12 protein-coding genes are annotated in these 13,497 nt (G+C 74.6%); 10 read left to right on the plus strand and 2 right to left on the minus strand.

Translation table 11 applies throughout. From position 1 onward, the window contains the following. Positions 1-128 precede the first annotated feature (128 nt). Positions 129-809, plus strand: coding sequence for a TetR family transcriptional regulator (locus OG753_RS28030; RefSeq protein ID WP_405790576.1), 681 nt, complete (start codon positions 129-131; stop codon positions 807-809). Here OG753_RS28030 and OG753_RS28035 read toward each other — a convergent pair. Continuing rightward, entirely contained in the window at positions 806-1,393 is a 588-nt protein-coding gene (locus OG753_RS28035) for a hypothetical protein (protein WP_405790578.1), read from the minus strand. The genes OG753_RS28030 and OG753_RS28035 overlap by 4 nt on opposite strands. Before the next feature lie 36 nt (positions 1,394-1,429). On the opposite strand from OG753_RS28035, the gene OG753_RS28040 reads away from it, so the two are divergent. From OG753_RS28040 to OG753_RS28060, 5 genes are all read left to right on the plus strand, one after another. Next, positions 1,430-2,812, plus strand: coding sequence for a hypothetical protein (locus tag OG753_RS28040; protein ID WP_405790579.1), 1,383 nt, complete (start codon positions 1,430-1,432; stop codon positions 2,810-2,812). Between the two features lie 134 nt (positions 2,813-2,946). Next, positions 2,947-3,870 carry a sulfurtransferase gene (locus tag OG753_RS28045; protein ID WP_405790580.1) on the plus strand — a complete coding sequence of 308 codons (924 nt, stop codon included), beginning with the start codon at positions 2,947-2,949 and terminating at the stop codon, positions 3,868-3,870. A 65-nt stretch (positions 3,871-3,935) separates the two neighbouring features. Continuing rightward, the gene (locus tag OG753_RS28050; RefSeq protein ID WP_405790582.1) at positions 3,936-4,700 is read left to right on the plus strand and encodes a DUF4097 family beta strand repeat-containing protein; all 765 of its coding nucleotides are present in this window, start codon (positions 3,936-3,938) and stop codon (positions 4,698-4,700) included. A 94-nt stretch (positions 4,701-4,794) separates the two neighbouring features. Further along, positions 4,795-7,212 (plus strand): endopeptidase La, encoded by a 2,418-nt coding sequence (lon, locus tag OG753_RS28055; protein WP_383192263.1) that lies wholly within the window; start codon positions 4,795-4,797, stop codon positions 7,210-7,212. Between the two features lie 167 nt (positions 7,213-7,379). After that, on the plus strand, positions 7,380-7,820 hold the full coding sequence (locus OG753_RS28060) for a MarR family winged helix-turn-helix transcriptional regulator (protein ID WP_053704694.1): 441 nt from the start codon (positions 7,380-7,382) through the stop codon (positions 7,818-7,820). Between the two features lie 22 nt (positions 7,821-7,842). Here OG753_RS28060 and OG753_RS28065 read toward each other — a convergent pair whose 3' ends face one another. After that, positions 7,843-8,616 carry a hypothetical protein gene (locus OG753_RS28065; protein WP_327264417.1) on the minus strand — a complete coding sequence of 258 codons (774 nt, stop codon included), beginning with the start codon at positions 8,614-8,616 and terminating at the stop codon, positions 7,843-7,845. A 397-nt stretch (positions 8,617-9,013) separates the two neighbouring features. Between OG753_RS28065 and OG753_RS28070 the strand changes: the two genes are divergently transcribed. The 4 genes from OG753_RS28070 to OG753_RS28085 are packed head-to-tail and all read left to right on the plus strand — an operon-like array spanning position 9,014 to position 13,497. Further along, entirely contained in the window at positions 9,014-12,007 is a 2,994-nt protein-coding gene (locus tag OG753_RS28070) for a nitrate- and nitrite sensing domain-containing protein (RefSeq protein WP_405790584.1), read from the plus strand. Next, entirely contained in the window at positions 12,004-12,489 is a 486-nt protein-coding gene (locus tag OG753_RS28075) for a roadblock/LC7 domain-containing protein (RefSeq protein ID WP_327264419.1), read from the plus strand. Before OG753_RS28070 ends, OG753_RS28075 begins: the two co-directional genes overlap by 4 nt. Then, positions 12,486-12,875 carry a DUF742 domain-containing protein gene (locus OG753_RS28080; RefSeq protein WP_327264420.1) on the plus strand — a complete coding sequence of 130 codons (390 nt, stop codon included), beginning with the start codon at positions 12,486-12,488 and terminating at the stop codon, positions 12,873-12,875. The genes OG753_RS28075 and OG753_RS28080 overlap by 4 nt, the downstream gene beginning before the upstream one ends. Further along, complete coding sequence (locus tag OG753_RS28085; protein ID WP_327264421.1) at positions 12,856-13,497, plus strand: ATP/GTP-binding protein; 642 nt, start codon at positions 12,856-12,858, stop codon at positions 13,495-13,497. Before OG753_RS28080 ends, OG753_RS28085 begins: the two co-directional genes overlap by 20 nt.

Raw genomic sequence — 13,497 nt, forward strand, 5'->3', positions numbered from 1 at the left:
AGCACGTGACCGGGCGGATCGGCACGGCCAAGGTAGAACTGAAAACCATGCACCTGCTAGGTTTTCGGAAAGTGACCTGGGTCACCCCGTCCTGCCCGGACCCGGCGGGGGCCTCATAGGGTGGCCGCATGGCACAGGACAAGCCGCGGACGGCGGCGAAGGGATCGGCCCGGGGGACCTACGCGGTGGGCGACGCCCGGCGGCAGAAGATCCTCGACACCGCCGTCGAGCACTTCGCGCAGTGGGGCTTCAACGCGTCCTCGCTCGCCCGCATCGCGGCCGACTGCGGGATCACCCAGGGCGGACTGCTGCACCACTTCCGCGGCAAGGAGGACCTGCTGCTGTCGGTCCTCGCCCAGAGCGAGCAGCACGACGTGGAGCGGCTGTTCAGCGAACCCGCCGAGTCGGTCGCCGCCCACTTCGCCACCGTCGTGGCCCTCGCCGCCGACAACGAGCGGCGGCCCGGCATCGTCCGGATGTTCAACACCCTGGTGGGCGAGTCCGGCAACCCGGGGCACCCCGCACACGCCTACTTCACCCGGCGCTACGCCCGGGTGCTCGGCTACACCGTCGACCTGCTGGAGGCCGGCGTCGCCCGCGGCGAACTGCGCCCGGACACCGACTGCGAGGCCGTCGGCCGCGAGATCCTCGCCGTCATGGACGGCCTGCAGATCCAGTGGGTGCTGGCCCCCGGGAGCGTGGACATGCCGGGCCGGCTGCGCGGGTTCCTGGACAGGCTGCTGCGCGAGATCTCCACGACGGGCACGGGCGCAGGTCCGGACGCGGGCACGGGTCCGGGCGCGGTCTAGGGGGCGTCCTGCGCGCCCGTGAACGGGGGCAGCGCGTCGATCACCTTCGTCAGGACCGGCGGCAGCGACCCCTGGGCGCCGGCCACCTCGTGACCGTCGTGCACGAAGGCGTAGTAGTACCCGTCGTAGATCGTCGGGCCGCCCGTCGCGATCCGGGGCAGGCGGGCGAAGTCCGCCTCCCGCAGGGCGGCGCTCAGGCCGGCCAGCTCCGCCTCCGACAGCCGTCCGGTGCCCGTCGGCTTCGCCTTGGCGTCCAGCCGGGTGTACGAGCCGTCGCCCTTGACGATGAGGGTGTGGGTCTGTCCGGCGAAGCCGCCGGTCCGGGTCACCCGGACCAGGGTCTGCGCGCGATCCGGAACCCGGCCGGCCGTGGGGCTCGCGGTCGGGCCGACGGTCGGGCTCGTGGACCCGCCCGGGCTCGCCGAGACGCCCGGGCTCGCGCCCGGGTCCGCGGACGCGCTCGCGCCCGGCTGCGTGGAGGAGCCCGCGGGTGCGTCGTCACCGCCCCCGGAACCCGACGGTCCGCAGCCCGCCAGGACCACCGCACCCAGTACGGCCGCCGCAACCGCTCGTAACGCGCGCACACCCACCTCCGCCGGGACTCGGGTCCAACCCCGAGTATGGAGCCCGCACACCCGTTCCGACAGCACGCGGAGGACGCCATCAGCCGGATCGCCCCCTGGCGCCTGCTCCCCCCGCTGCTCGCCGTGCTCCTCGGCGTGTGGGGCCTGGAGCGCGGCGGCAGCATGTGGCGCGACGAGTCCGTCACGTGGCAGGTGGCCCACCGGCCGCTCGGCGGGATCGTGGAGCTGCTGGGCCGGGTCGACGCCGTCCACGGCCTGTACTACCTGCTCATGCACGGGGTGTTCCAGGCCTGGGACGGCGGTCTGTGGGCGCTGCGGCTGCCCTCCGTCGCCGCCACCGCCCTCGCCGCCGCCGGGGTGGCCGCGGTCGCCCACCGCCTGGTGGGAGAGCGGGCCGCGCTGCTCGCGGGCTGCGCGTATGCCGTACTGCCGCCCGTGCAGGCCTACGCCCAGGAGGGGCGCTCGTACGCCCTGGTCGCGGCCGCCGTGGTGTGGGCGACGTACCTGATGCTCCGCGAGCGGTGGACGGCGTACGCGGTGGTGCTGCTGCTCGGCTGCTGGCTGCACGAGTTCGCCGCGCTGGCGCTGCTCGCCCACGCCTTCACCGCGTGGCGCTCGCGCGGCTGGAGGTGGAGCGCCGCGGCCGTCGTCGTCCTGCTGCTGCCGCTGGCCGTGGTGAGCGCCCGGCAGGCCGGGCAGCAGCTCGGCTGGCTCGGGCGGCCGAGCTGGCAGGACTGGACGGCGTACGCGGTGGTGGGCGCCGCCGCCCTGCTGCTCGCGCGGGGGGCCCCGAAGGACCTCGTACGGGTGGCCCTCCCGCTCGTCCTGCTGCCGCCCGGGCTGCTGATGACGGTCTCGCTGGTCAACCCCTGGTACGTCGACCGGTACGTGCTCTACGCGCTGGCCGGGCTCGCCCTGCTGGCGGGCACCCGGCTCGCGACGGCCCGCGGCTGGTGGCCGTGGGTGCTGGCGGGCGCGCTCCTGGTGCCCTTCGGCATCTGGTCGGTGTGGCTGCGTACGCCGGAGAGCCGCAAGGACGACGCGCGCGCGGTGGCCGAGGCGGTCCGCGAGCGGGCGCGGCCGGGGGACGCGGTGGTGTTCATGCCCTCGCGCCGGCGCGAGTGGCTGCTGTCCTCCCCGGAGGCCTACCGGGAACTGCGCGACGTGGCCCTGGACCGCACCCCGGCGGCCTCCCACAGCCTCCAGGGCACCGAGCTGCCCCCGGAGCGGATCCGCGAGGCGCTGCTCGCTTCGTCCCGGGTGATCGCCCTGCTGGACCCGGCGGACCAGCCGCTGGACCCGTACCCGCGGGAGGCGGTCAAGCGCGAGGAACTGGCCGCCCGCTTCGACCTGTGCTCGACGGACGAGGTGCGCGGCGCCCGGGTCGCGGTCTACGCCCGCCCCGGCACCTGCCCCTGACCGCGCCCCGAGCCGCCCGCCTGCCTGCCTGCCTGTCCCCCCTGCCCGTCGCCGCCCGCCCGACCCCGCCGTCGGGGCCGGGCCGGGCCGCGTCGGAGGATGGGACGGCCCGTGTCGTCCCGCCGGAGGTGCCCATGACCACGCCCCAGCACGCCACACCCGAGGAACGGCCCGAGGAACGGCCCGCGGAAGGGCCCGGGGAACGGCCCGAAGCCCCGCCGGGGACGCTGCCCGGGCCGCTCGTCGGGGTGGACTGGCTCGCCGCGCGGCTCGGGACGCCCGCTCTCGTCCTCCTCGACGCCTCGGTCGGCGCCCACCGGGGCGCCGGCCACCGGATCCCGGGCGCCCGGCCGTTCGACCTCGACGGGGATCTCTCCGACCACACCGCGCCCGCCCCGCACACCATGCCGGGCGCCGCACAGTTCACCGAGGCCGTGCGGGCCCTCGGGATCCACGACTCGGACACCGTCGTCGTCTACGACGGCGCCGGCCTCTACTCCAGCGCCCGCGCCTGGTGGATGCTGCGCGCGATGGGCTTCGACCGGGCCGCCGTCCTCGACGGCGGGCTGCCCGCCTGGACCGCCGCCGGCCTGCCCACCTCGGCCACCGGCCCCGCCTACGACGGCCCGCGCGGCTCCTTCACCGCCCGGCCCCGGGTCGGCCTGCTGGCCGACAGCGCCACCGTCGCGCGGGCCCTGACCGACCCGGACGCGGCCGTCCTCGACGCCCGCACCCGGGGGCGGTTCGCCGGCACCGCCCCCGAACCCCGGCCGGGCCTGCGCGGCGGCCACATGCCGGGCGCGCTCAACCTGCCGTTCGCCGAACTCCAGGACCCGGCGGGGCTGATGCGCCCCGCCGGGGAACTGCGCGCGGCCTTCCGCGCGCTGGCCGGGGAACGGGAGCGGCTCTACTTCAGCTGCGGATCCGGGGTGACCGCCTGCGTACTGGCCCTGGGCGCCGACCTCGCCGGGTACCGGGATCTCGCGGTGTACGACGGCTCCTGGAGCGAGTGGGGCATGCCCTCGGACCTTCCGGTGACGACGGCTCAGGGGGGATAACCCCACCGGGGGTTCGGGTACGCGCCCCATCGGCCCGGGGCGGGCCCCCGGCCGAGAATCGGGCCATGACCTCACACGCCACCTCGGCCCGCATCGCCCGCACCGCCGTCGCCGCCCTCGGGGCCGGCCTCCTGCTGGCCGGCTGCTCCCTCCCGGACGCGCTCGACGACGGTCCGCGCCGGAAGGCGACCGCCGACGCCACGGTCACCGAGGCGGTCACCGCGGTGCGGGTGACGGGGGCCCGGGCCGGATCGATCGAGGTCACCCCCGGAGCCGGTCCCGGTGTCACGATCCGCCGCACCGTCCACTACCGCGAGGGCGCCGTTCCGACGCCCGGCCAGAAGGTCACCGACGGCGTACTGACCTTCACGGACGGCTGCTCCACGAGCTGCTACGTCGACTACCGCCTGGAGGTCCCGGCCGCCGCGACGGTCGAGCTGGAGAGCACCAGCGGCGACATCTCGGTGGCGGGTGTGGCGGCGGCCGTGGTGACGGCCGACTCCGGCACGGTCCGGGCCGAGCGGATCGGCGGCCCCCTGAAGATCGGTACTTCCTCGGGCGACATCACCGCCACCGGCCTGTCCGCGACGAGCGCCGACGTCCACTCGGAGTCGGGCGACGCCCGCCTGGACTTCGCGAAGACCCCGTCCTCGGTGCTCGCCGAGACCACCTCGGGCAACGTCACCCTGACGGTCCCCCCGGCCCCGTACCGGGTCGCCGTCTCCACCTCCTCCGGCGACCGCGACGTCACCCTCCCCGACGACGCCTCCGCCCCCTCCCGCCTCTCGGCGAGGACCACTTCGGGCGACGTCCGCATCTCGGCCGTCTGACGCGTTCGCCCCGGGCGAACGGCTCAGGGGGAACATCGGGAGGCGCACATGCATTGAGTCGGCATAGCTCAACTTCACTGCCGGAGGGAAGATCATGGCTTCGACGTCCATCACACTCACCCTGCCCGTGCTGCCGCTCGACGACGAGGTCGTGCTGCCCGGAATGGTCGTTCCGCTGGATCTCTCCGACGCCGAAGTGCGCGCCGCCGTGGAGGCCGCGCAGGCCGCCGCCGGGACGAGCGGCAGCGGGAAGCCCCGGGTCCTGCTCGTGCCGCGCATCGACGGGACGTACGCCGCGACCGGTGTGCTCGGGACCGTCGAACAGGTCGGCCGGCTCTCCGGCGGGGACCCCGGCGCCCTCATCCGCGGCCTCGGCCGGGTCCGTATCGGCGCCGGGACCACCGGGCCAGGCGCGGCCCTGTGGGTCGAGGGCGAGACGGTCGACGAGGCCGTGCCCGATCCGCTGCCCGGCGCGGTCGCCGAGCTCGTCAAGGAGTACAAGGCGCTCGCCACCAGCTGGCTCAAGAAGCGCGGCGCCTGGCAGGTCGTGGACCGGGTCCAGCAGATCGAGGGCGTCTCCGCCCTCGCGGACAACTCCGGCTACTCGCCCTTCCTGACGGTCGAGCAGAAGGTCGAACTGCTGGAGACCGCCGACCCGGTCGCCCGGCTCAGGCTCGCGGTCAAGGCGCTCAGCGACCACCTCGCCGAGCAGGACGTGGCCGAGTCCATCGCCAAGGACGTCCAGGACGGCGTCGACAAGCAGCAGCGCGAGTTCCTCCTCCGGCGCCAGCTGGAGGCCGTACGCAAGGAACTGCGCGACCTGAACGGCGAGAAGGAGGGCGAGGAGTCCGACGACTACCGGGCCCGCGTCGAGGCCGCCGACCTCCCCGGGAACGTACGGGAGGCCGCGCTCAAGGAGGTCGAGAAGCTGGAGCGGTCCAGCGACCAGAGCCCGGAGGGCTCCTGGATCCGCACCTGGCTGGACACCGTGCTCGAACTGCCCTGGAACGAGCGCACCGAGGACGAGTACGACATCCGCGGGGCCAGGGCGGTGCTCGATGCCGAGCACGCGGGCCTCAGCGACGTGAAGGACCGCATCACCGAGTACCTCGCTGTGCGCAAGCGGCGCAGCGAGCGCGGCATGGGCGTCATCGGCGGCCGCCGCGGCGGCGCCGTGCTGGCCCTCGTGGGGCCTCCGGGCGTCGGGAAGACCTCGCTCGGCGAGAGCGTCGCCCACGCCATGGGCCGCAAGTTCGTCCGCGTCGCCCTCGGCGGCGTCCGCGACGAGGCCGAGGTCCGCGGCCACCGCCGGACCTACGTCGGCGCCCTGCCCGGGCGGATCGTCCGCGCCATCAAGGAGGCCGGGTCGATGAACCCCGTGGTCCTCCTCGACGAGATCGACAAGGTGGGATCCGACTTCCGCGGCGACCCGGCGGCCGCCCTGCTGGAGGTCCTGGACCCGGCGCAGAACCACACCTTCCGCGACCACTACCTGGAAGTGGAACTGGACCTCAGCGACGTCGTCTTCCTGGCCACCGCCAACGTCCTGGAAGCCATCCCCGAGGCCCTGGCCGACCGGATGGAGCTCGTCCGCCTCGACGGCTACACCGAGGACGAGAAGGTCGTCATCGCCCGCGACCACCTGCTGCCCCGCCAGCTGGAGCGCGCCGGTCTCGCCGCCGACGAGGTGGTCCTGGAGGAGGACGCCCTGCGCAGGCTGGCCGGCGAGTACACCCGCGAAGCGGGCGTGCGCACCCTGGAGCGGTCCATCGCCCGCCTGCTGCGCAAGGTGGCCTCGCAGCACGAGCTGGGGGAGCGGGAACTGCCGCTGCGCATCGGCGCGGACGACCTGCGGGGGCTGATCGGGCGCCCGCACCACGTGCCCGAGTCCGCCCAGGACCCGGCCGAGCGGCGCACCGCCGTGCCCGGGGTGGCCACCGGCCTCGCGGTGACCGGCGCGGGCGGCGACGTGCTGTTCGTGGAGGCTTCGCTCGCCGACCCGGAGACGGGCGCGGCCGGCCTGACCCTCACCGGCCAGCTCGGCGACGTCATGAAGGAGTCGGCGCAGATCGCGCTCAGCTTCCTGCGCTCGCACGGCGCGGAACTGGAGCTCCCGGTCGCCGACCTGAAGGACCGGGGCGTGCACATCCACTTCCCGGCGGGCGCCGTCCCCAAGGACGGCCCGAGCGCGGGCATCACCATGACCACCGCCCTCGCCTCGCTGCTCTCCGGGCGGCAGGTGCGCACGGACGTGGCCATGACCGGTGAGGTCTCGCTGACCGGGCGCGTGCTGCCCATCGGCGGGGTGAAGCAGAAGCTGCTCGCCGCGCACCGGGCCGGGCTGACCACGGTCGTCATCCCGAAGCGGAACGAGGCAGACCTGGACGATGTCCCGGCGGAGGTGCTCCAGGGGCTGGAGGTGCACCCGGTGACGGATGTGCGCCAGGTGCTGGAACTGGCCCTGGCCCCGGCTCAGGCCCCGGCTCAGGCTCCGGTCACCGCCGCGGCCTGAGCACCGCACCCGGTGACCGCACCCGGCCGCGCGTCCGGCGACCGCACGAGGTGACTGCACACGGCCCGGTGTCCCGCTCCGGCGGGGTACCGGGCCGTTGCCGCACCCGCTGCGAAATACTGGCCCCGCACCCACCGGGGTGCCGGACGCCATCGAAGGAGCGGGACGTGCACGGGAGTGAAGACCAGGAGTTCCTTGCCCTGGAGCGGGAGCTGTCCGTCTTCCTCCGGCGGGCCCGCGCCTCCTCCGGCGAGATGGCCCGCGAGCTCCACCCCGAGCTGGAGCCGGCCGCGTACGGGCTCCTCGTACGCCTGGAGGCGGCCGGCCGGCAGCGGGCCACCGAGCTCGCCGCCTACTTCGGGGTCGGCAAGGCCACCATGAGCCGACAGCTGCGAGCCCTTGAGGTACTGGGCCTGGTGGCCCGCGAGCCCGACCCCGCCGACGGCCGGGCCTCCCTGGTCGGCCTCACGGAGGAGGGCCGGGAGCGATTCCTGCGGGTCCGGGGCGCGCGCCGCGAGCAGTACATGCGCAAGCTCGCCGACTGGGACCGCGGCGAGGTCGCCGAACTGGCCCGGCTGCTGAACCAGTTGAACTCGGGCGGGGAGTAGCGGGAGCCGGGAGCCGGTCCGCTCAGAGCTCGGCGTAGACCGCCGACGCGTCGTCGTGCCGCTTGTACCGGGCCGACGGGCGGGCCGGATCGGACTCGACGGCCCGCACCCGGCCGATCAGGCCGTGCGCACCCTCCTCGCGCAGTACCGCCAGGCACGCGGCCCAGTCCCCCTGCCCGAAGGTGTCCGTCCACCGGCTCGCCCCGTCCGTGAGCGCGGCCACCGCCCGCACCCGCCCCCGCGGGGTGCGCCCGGTCACCGCCCGGGCCGCCACCGCCGGGTCCGCGGCCGCCGTGAAGAAGCCGCCCTCCGCGTTCCGCAGGGCGTCCGTCGCGGCCACCGAGCCCAGCACCTCCCGCGGGATCCGGTCCAGCCGGTCGTCGAGCACCGCCGTCACCCCGCCCGCGGGCGTCTCCAGGAGCAGTACGGAGTCCGACAGCACGAGGTGCTCCACGTACTGCGCGTCCCAGCGGACCACGACGACCGTCGCCTGCGGAGTCCTGACGTGAGAAAGGTCACAGGTGCCGCGGTGGGCGTCTGCCGTGGCGCGGACGGACTCGGCCAGAACCTGATCGAGCGGCATGTCCCGTCGCGATCCGGACAGTTCGGTCAATCGGCCGCCGAGCCGCGCCGCGAACCAGGGCACTCCGTGCACGCACCCGTCATCGTCGGCCGGCGGGGTGACGCCGTCCAGGACCACCAGGACGCCGCCGCCCGAAGCGGGGATCGCGGCCGATACCCAGTCCTCATTGGGGCGTTCCGGGTGGCCGGGGGCCGAGGCGAGGTCGATGCGCATACCGGCATTCTGACCCGCGGGGGGCGGGGAGCGCGGGCAGGTCCGTACCAAAACGGACGGAGCCGGGTGGGCCGCAGGCGCAGTGCGGGGGAGCGGGCCGCGCGGGCCGGGGCGGCGGACCGGTGATGTGGGCGGGCATCCTGCCAAAGCCCGTATCGATCTTTCAACCACCTGTCCACCGAGGACCTCTGACACCGGGTGCCCGAGTTGGTCGGCAACTCATCCGTGATGTTCACTCGTTCGAGTGGCCGGGTGGGTGATGTGCGGCTCTCTCCCCAACACGCTGCAAAGGTCTGAGGCGGTACGAGGGGGCAGGGAGCGTTTACTTGTTGACCGGCCGTTACCTCGGCCACACGAGTAGACGAGCAAGAGCACACGTACAGGATTGCGAGCACCGGTGCAGAAGAAGCGGTCTCGGAAGAACGGCACCGCCGCCGACGGCCCGGCCCCCGCAGGACGCCGCGTCCGCGTGCGCCGCAGGCTGGTCATCGGCGTCGCCGTCGCGGGCCTCACCGTCCTCGCGGCAGGCGCGCCCGCCGTCGTCTCCGCGTCGAGGGAACTGAACGACTCCCAGCGCCTGGTCACCCTGGCGGACCAGACCCGGCAGACCCTCACCCTCACGCACCTCCTCGCCGACGAGCGCGACGCCGTCGTCGAGTACGCCGCCAAGGGCCGGCCCGGCGCGGCCAAGGGGTCCGTCCAGGAGCGCACCGCCCGGACCGACCGGCAGCTCGCCGAGGTCCAGGCCGAGGCCGACGAGTCGACCGCCCGCGCCCTCGCACGGGTACGGACCGTCCGCGGCGAGGCCGTCGACGGCAAGGGCAGCGCCCTCGCCGCACACCAGGCCTACGCCGCCGTCATCGCGGAACTCCTCGCCCCGGGCGAACGGCTCGCCGTGCTGACCCCGCCGCGCGCCGAGGACGCCCTCGTCACCACCCGGCCGCTGGCCCCGCTGGGACAGGCCGTGGAACAGGCCTCGGCCACCCGTGGACTGCTGCTCGCCGCGCTGGCCGTCCCCCGCGGCGAGCAGCTCCCCAACTCGGCCGTGGTCGACGAACTCACCACCGCCGCCCAGCGTGCGCGCGTACGGGAACAGGCCGCCCTCGACGACTTCGCACGGGCCGCACGGCCCGACGTGCGCCAGACGCTCGCCGCCACCGTCACCGGGCCCGAGGTCAAGATGGCCGACGACTTCCTCAAGCGGCTCACCGACCGGCCCACCCTGAGCGCCGCCGACCGCAAGACCGACGGGGCCACCGTCGGCACCGCGCTGACGGCACGCATCGACCGCATGCGGACCGTGGAGGCCACCCTCGCGGGTGAACGGGCCTCCGCCCTGGCCGCCCTGCGCGACGACGACGTGACCCGGCTCGAAATCGTCATCGCCTTCATGGGCGTGCTGTTCCTGTTCGCCGTCGGCTTCTCGACCGCCGTGGCGCGGTCGCTGACCCGGCCGCTGTCCGTCCTGCGCCGCGGCGCGCAGCGGCTGGCGACGCCGGAGGGCTCGGTGGAGCCGGTGCGCTTCACCGGCCGCAACGACGAGTTCGCCGAGGTCGTGCGCCACCTGAACGCGGTGCGCGACCAGACGGTCTCCCTGCACACCCGGATCGCCGGACTCGACGCGGACCGGCGCCGGATCATCGGCCGCAACGAGGCGCTGGCCTCCGGCCGGGACGTGCTGGAGGAGGAACTGTCCAAGCTGCGGGCCGGGCTGGAGGAGCACCGCCGCGTCATGTCGACGACCTCCGTCTCCCTGTCCCTGCGGACCCTGGGCCTGGTGGAGCGCCAGCTCGCGGTCATCGAGGAGCTGGAGTCACGGGAACAGGACCCCGACCGGCTGGCGACGCTCTTCAAGCTGGACCACCTGGCGACCGTGATGCGCCGCCACAACGAGAACCTGCTGGTCCTCGCCGGGCAGGAACACGGCCACGGGCAGGGCCTGCCGGTGCCGCTGGTCGACGTCATGCGGGCCGCCGTCAGCGAGATCGAACGCTACGAGCGCGTCGACCTGGCCTCGCTGCCCTCGTACACCCAGGTCGCGGGGCACGCGGCCGACGACATCTCGCACGTGCTGGCCGAACTGCTGGAGAACGCGACCACGTTCTCGCCGCCGGACGTCAAGGTGAAGGTGTCCGGCCGGCTGCTGGACTCCGGCGACGTGGTCCTGTCCGTCGTGGACGAGGGCATCGGCGTCACCGAGGACCGCCTGGAGTCGCTGAACGCCCGCCTGTCCACGCCCGAGGCCTACGACGAGGAGCCCGAGGCGGAACACGGCCTCGGCCTCGGCCTGTACGTGGCCGGGCGGCTCGCGGCCCGGCACGGCGTCACCGCGGAGCTGCGCACCCCGCGGCACGGCGGGACCGAAGCCCTGGTGGTCGTCCCCGCGACGCTGCTGCCCACCACCCCGATGGTCTCCCCGGTGCACGCCCTGGCCACGCCGGGCGGGCCCGCGCTGCGGCTGCCGGGCGTGATAGCGGAGGCCAACGAGAACACCCTGCCGCCCCGGCAGCGGGGTGCGCACGCCGCGCCGGACCCCGACGCGGAGACCGAGGCGGGAGCGGGCGAGGAAGCCGAGGCCGCGGCCGACACCGCGACGGAGGCCGCCGTCGAGCCCGAGCCGCAGCAGGAGCCGCAGCCCGAGCCCGAGCCGGAGCCGGAGCCCGCCGTCGCGGCGGTCCCGATCACCCTGGCCGAGGCCCTGGCGGGCCCCGCCGTCGTGGCCGGGACCCCGGCGGAGCCGGTCGCAGGCGAGCCCGCCGCGGATGGACTTCCGCCCGCCGACCAGGTGTTCGTCGCCGCGCCGCCGGCGGCGGACGGTGCACCGGCCGAGCCGGTGTTCACCGCCGAGCCCCCCGCAGGGGACGGGCCGACCCCCGAGGAACAGCTGCTCGCGCGGGTCGTCCCCGACGCCGAGCCCGTCGCTCCCGGCGTGCCGGACCCCGCCGAGGGGATCCCGGCCGCGCCGCACGCCGCCGCACCCGTGGCCGACGTACGGGAAACCGAACCGGAGGCGGACCCGCACACCCACGCCCCGGCCGAGGGCAACTGGCTCCCCCGCCAGGGCAGCCACCCTGCCGACCAGGCCGAGGGCGAAGCAGCCGTCACCGACAAGGGCCTGCCGAAGCGGACCCCGCGCACCGTCCCCGCCAAGCGCGCCGACGACGACGTACGGCCCGAGCCGCCGCGCCGGGTCGACGCGGAGGAGCTGCGACGCCGGCTCGGGGGCTTCTACCAGGGAGCCCAGGACGGGCGGCGCGTCGTCGCCGCCGAACTCGCGCAGGACCGGGGACCCGACCAGGCGCACGACCAAGCGCTCGACCAGGGACAGACGCAGAGGCAGGGCCAGAGCAAGACCGACCGGGGGGACACCGCACAGGAGGCACGCACATGACCGCGCCCAGTACGTACGGACTGAGCACCCAGGCCCGCAACCTGCAGTGGCTGCTGACCGACCTGGTCGAGGAGGTGCCCGGCGTCAACTCCGTCGCCGTCGTCTCCTCGGACGGGCTGCTGCTCCTGTCCTCCGACCCGGGAGCGGGCGCGGCCGAGCCACCGGCTCAGCCGAGGGCCAAGGGTCCGCGCGGCGCGTCCGCCGACCTCGCCACCATCGTCTCCGGCCTCGGCAGCCTCACCACCGGCGCCGCGGCCCTGATGGACACCGGCTCGGTCAAGCAGACGATGGTCGCGATGGAGCACGGCTCCGTCTTCGTCATGGCCATCAGCGACGGTTCGCTGCTGGGCGTGCACGCCACCCCCGACTGCGACATGAGCGTCGTCGCCTACCACATGGCCCTGTTCGTCGGCCGCGCCGGCCACGTACTGACCCCCGAAGTCCGCAGCGAGCTGCGCCAGTCGATGGAGAACACCCCGTGAGGAGTACGGCCTCCGACCGGCTGCCGATACGTGGCGCCGACCGCCGCCCCGCCCGCGTCCGCCCGTACTCCCTCACGGGCGGCCGCACCCGCTTCACGCAGGTCCTGCTCGTCGAGACGTTCGTCGCCGCCCTGGACACCAAGGTGTCGGAGCCGCAGAAGCCCGACCGCATGCCCGAGATGCCGGCCATCGTCGAGGTCTGCCGCCGCATGCGCACGATCGCCGAGATAGCCGCGCTGCTGAAGCTCCCGCTCGGCGTGGTCCGCGTCCTGGTCAGCGACCTCGCGGACCAGGGCAGGATCCGCGTCTACGGAACGGGTCACGGCACCGGGCGTCCCGAACGCGCGCTCCTGGAAAGGGTGCTCAGTGGTCTTCGCCGTCTCTGACAACCCGGTGTCCCTGCCGCAGTCGGACGACGAGCCGGCCCAGCCCTGGCAGTACGACCGCTCCCGCGCACCCGTCGCCGTCAAGGTGCTGGTCGCCGGCGGCTTCGGCGTCGGCAAGACCACCTTCGTCTCCTCCGTCTCCGAGATCACCCCGCTGCGCACCGAAGCGGTGATGACCCGGGCGAGTGCCCCGACCGACGACCTGTCCGGCACCCCGGACAAGAACACCACCACCGTCGCCATGGACTTCGGCCGCGTCACCCTCGACGACGACCTCGTCCTCTACGTGTACGGGACCCCCGGCCAGGAGCGGTTCTGGTTCATGTGGGACGACCTGGTGCGCGGCGCCATCGGCGGCCTCGTCCTGGCAGACACCCGCCGCCTGCGCGACTGCTTCCCGGCCCTCGACTACTTCGAGAGCTGTGGGCTCCCGTACGCCGTCGCCGTCAACCACTTCGACGGTTCGCAGTCGTACGAGCCCGAGGACGTGCGCGAGGCGCTCAGCGTCCCGCCCCACGTGCCCGTCGTGATCATGGACGCCAGGCGCCGCGACACGGTGATCGAATCCCTGCTCGCCCTGGTGGGTCACGCCCTGGACACCACTCCCGAAGAGAGAGCCTGA

The sequence above is a fragment of the Streptomyces sp. NBC_00029 genome (assembly GCF_045160505.1).
Classification (GTDB): domain Bacteria; phylum Actinomycetota; class Actinomycetes; order Streptomycetales; family Streptomycetaceae; genus Streptomyces.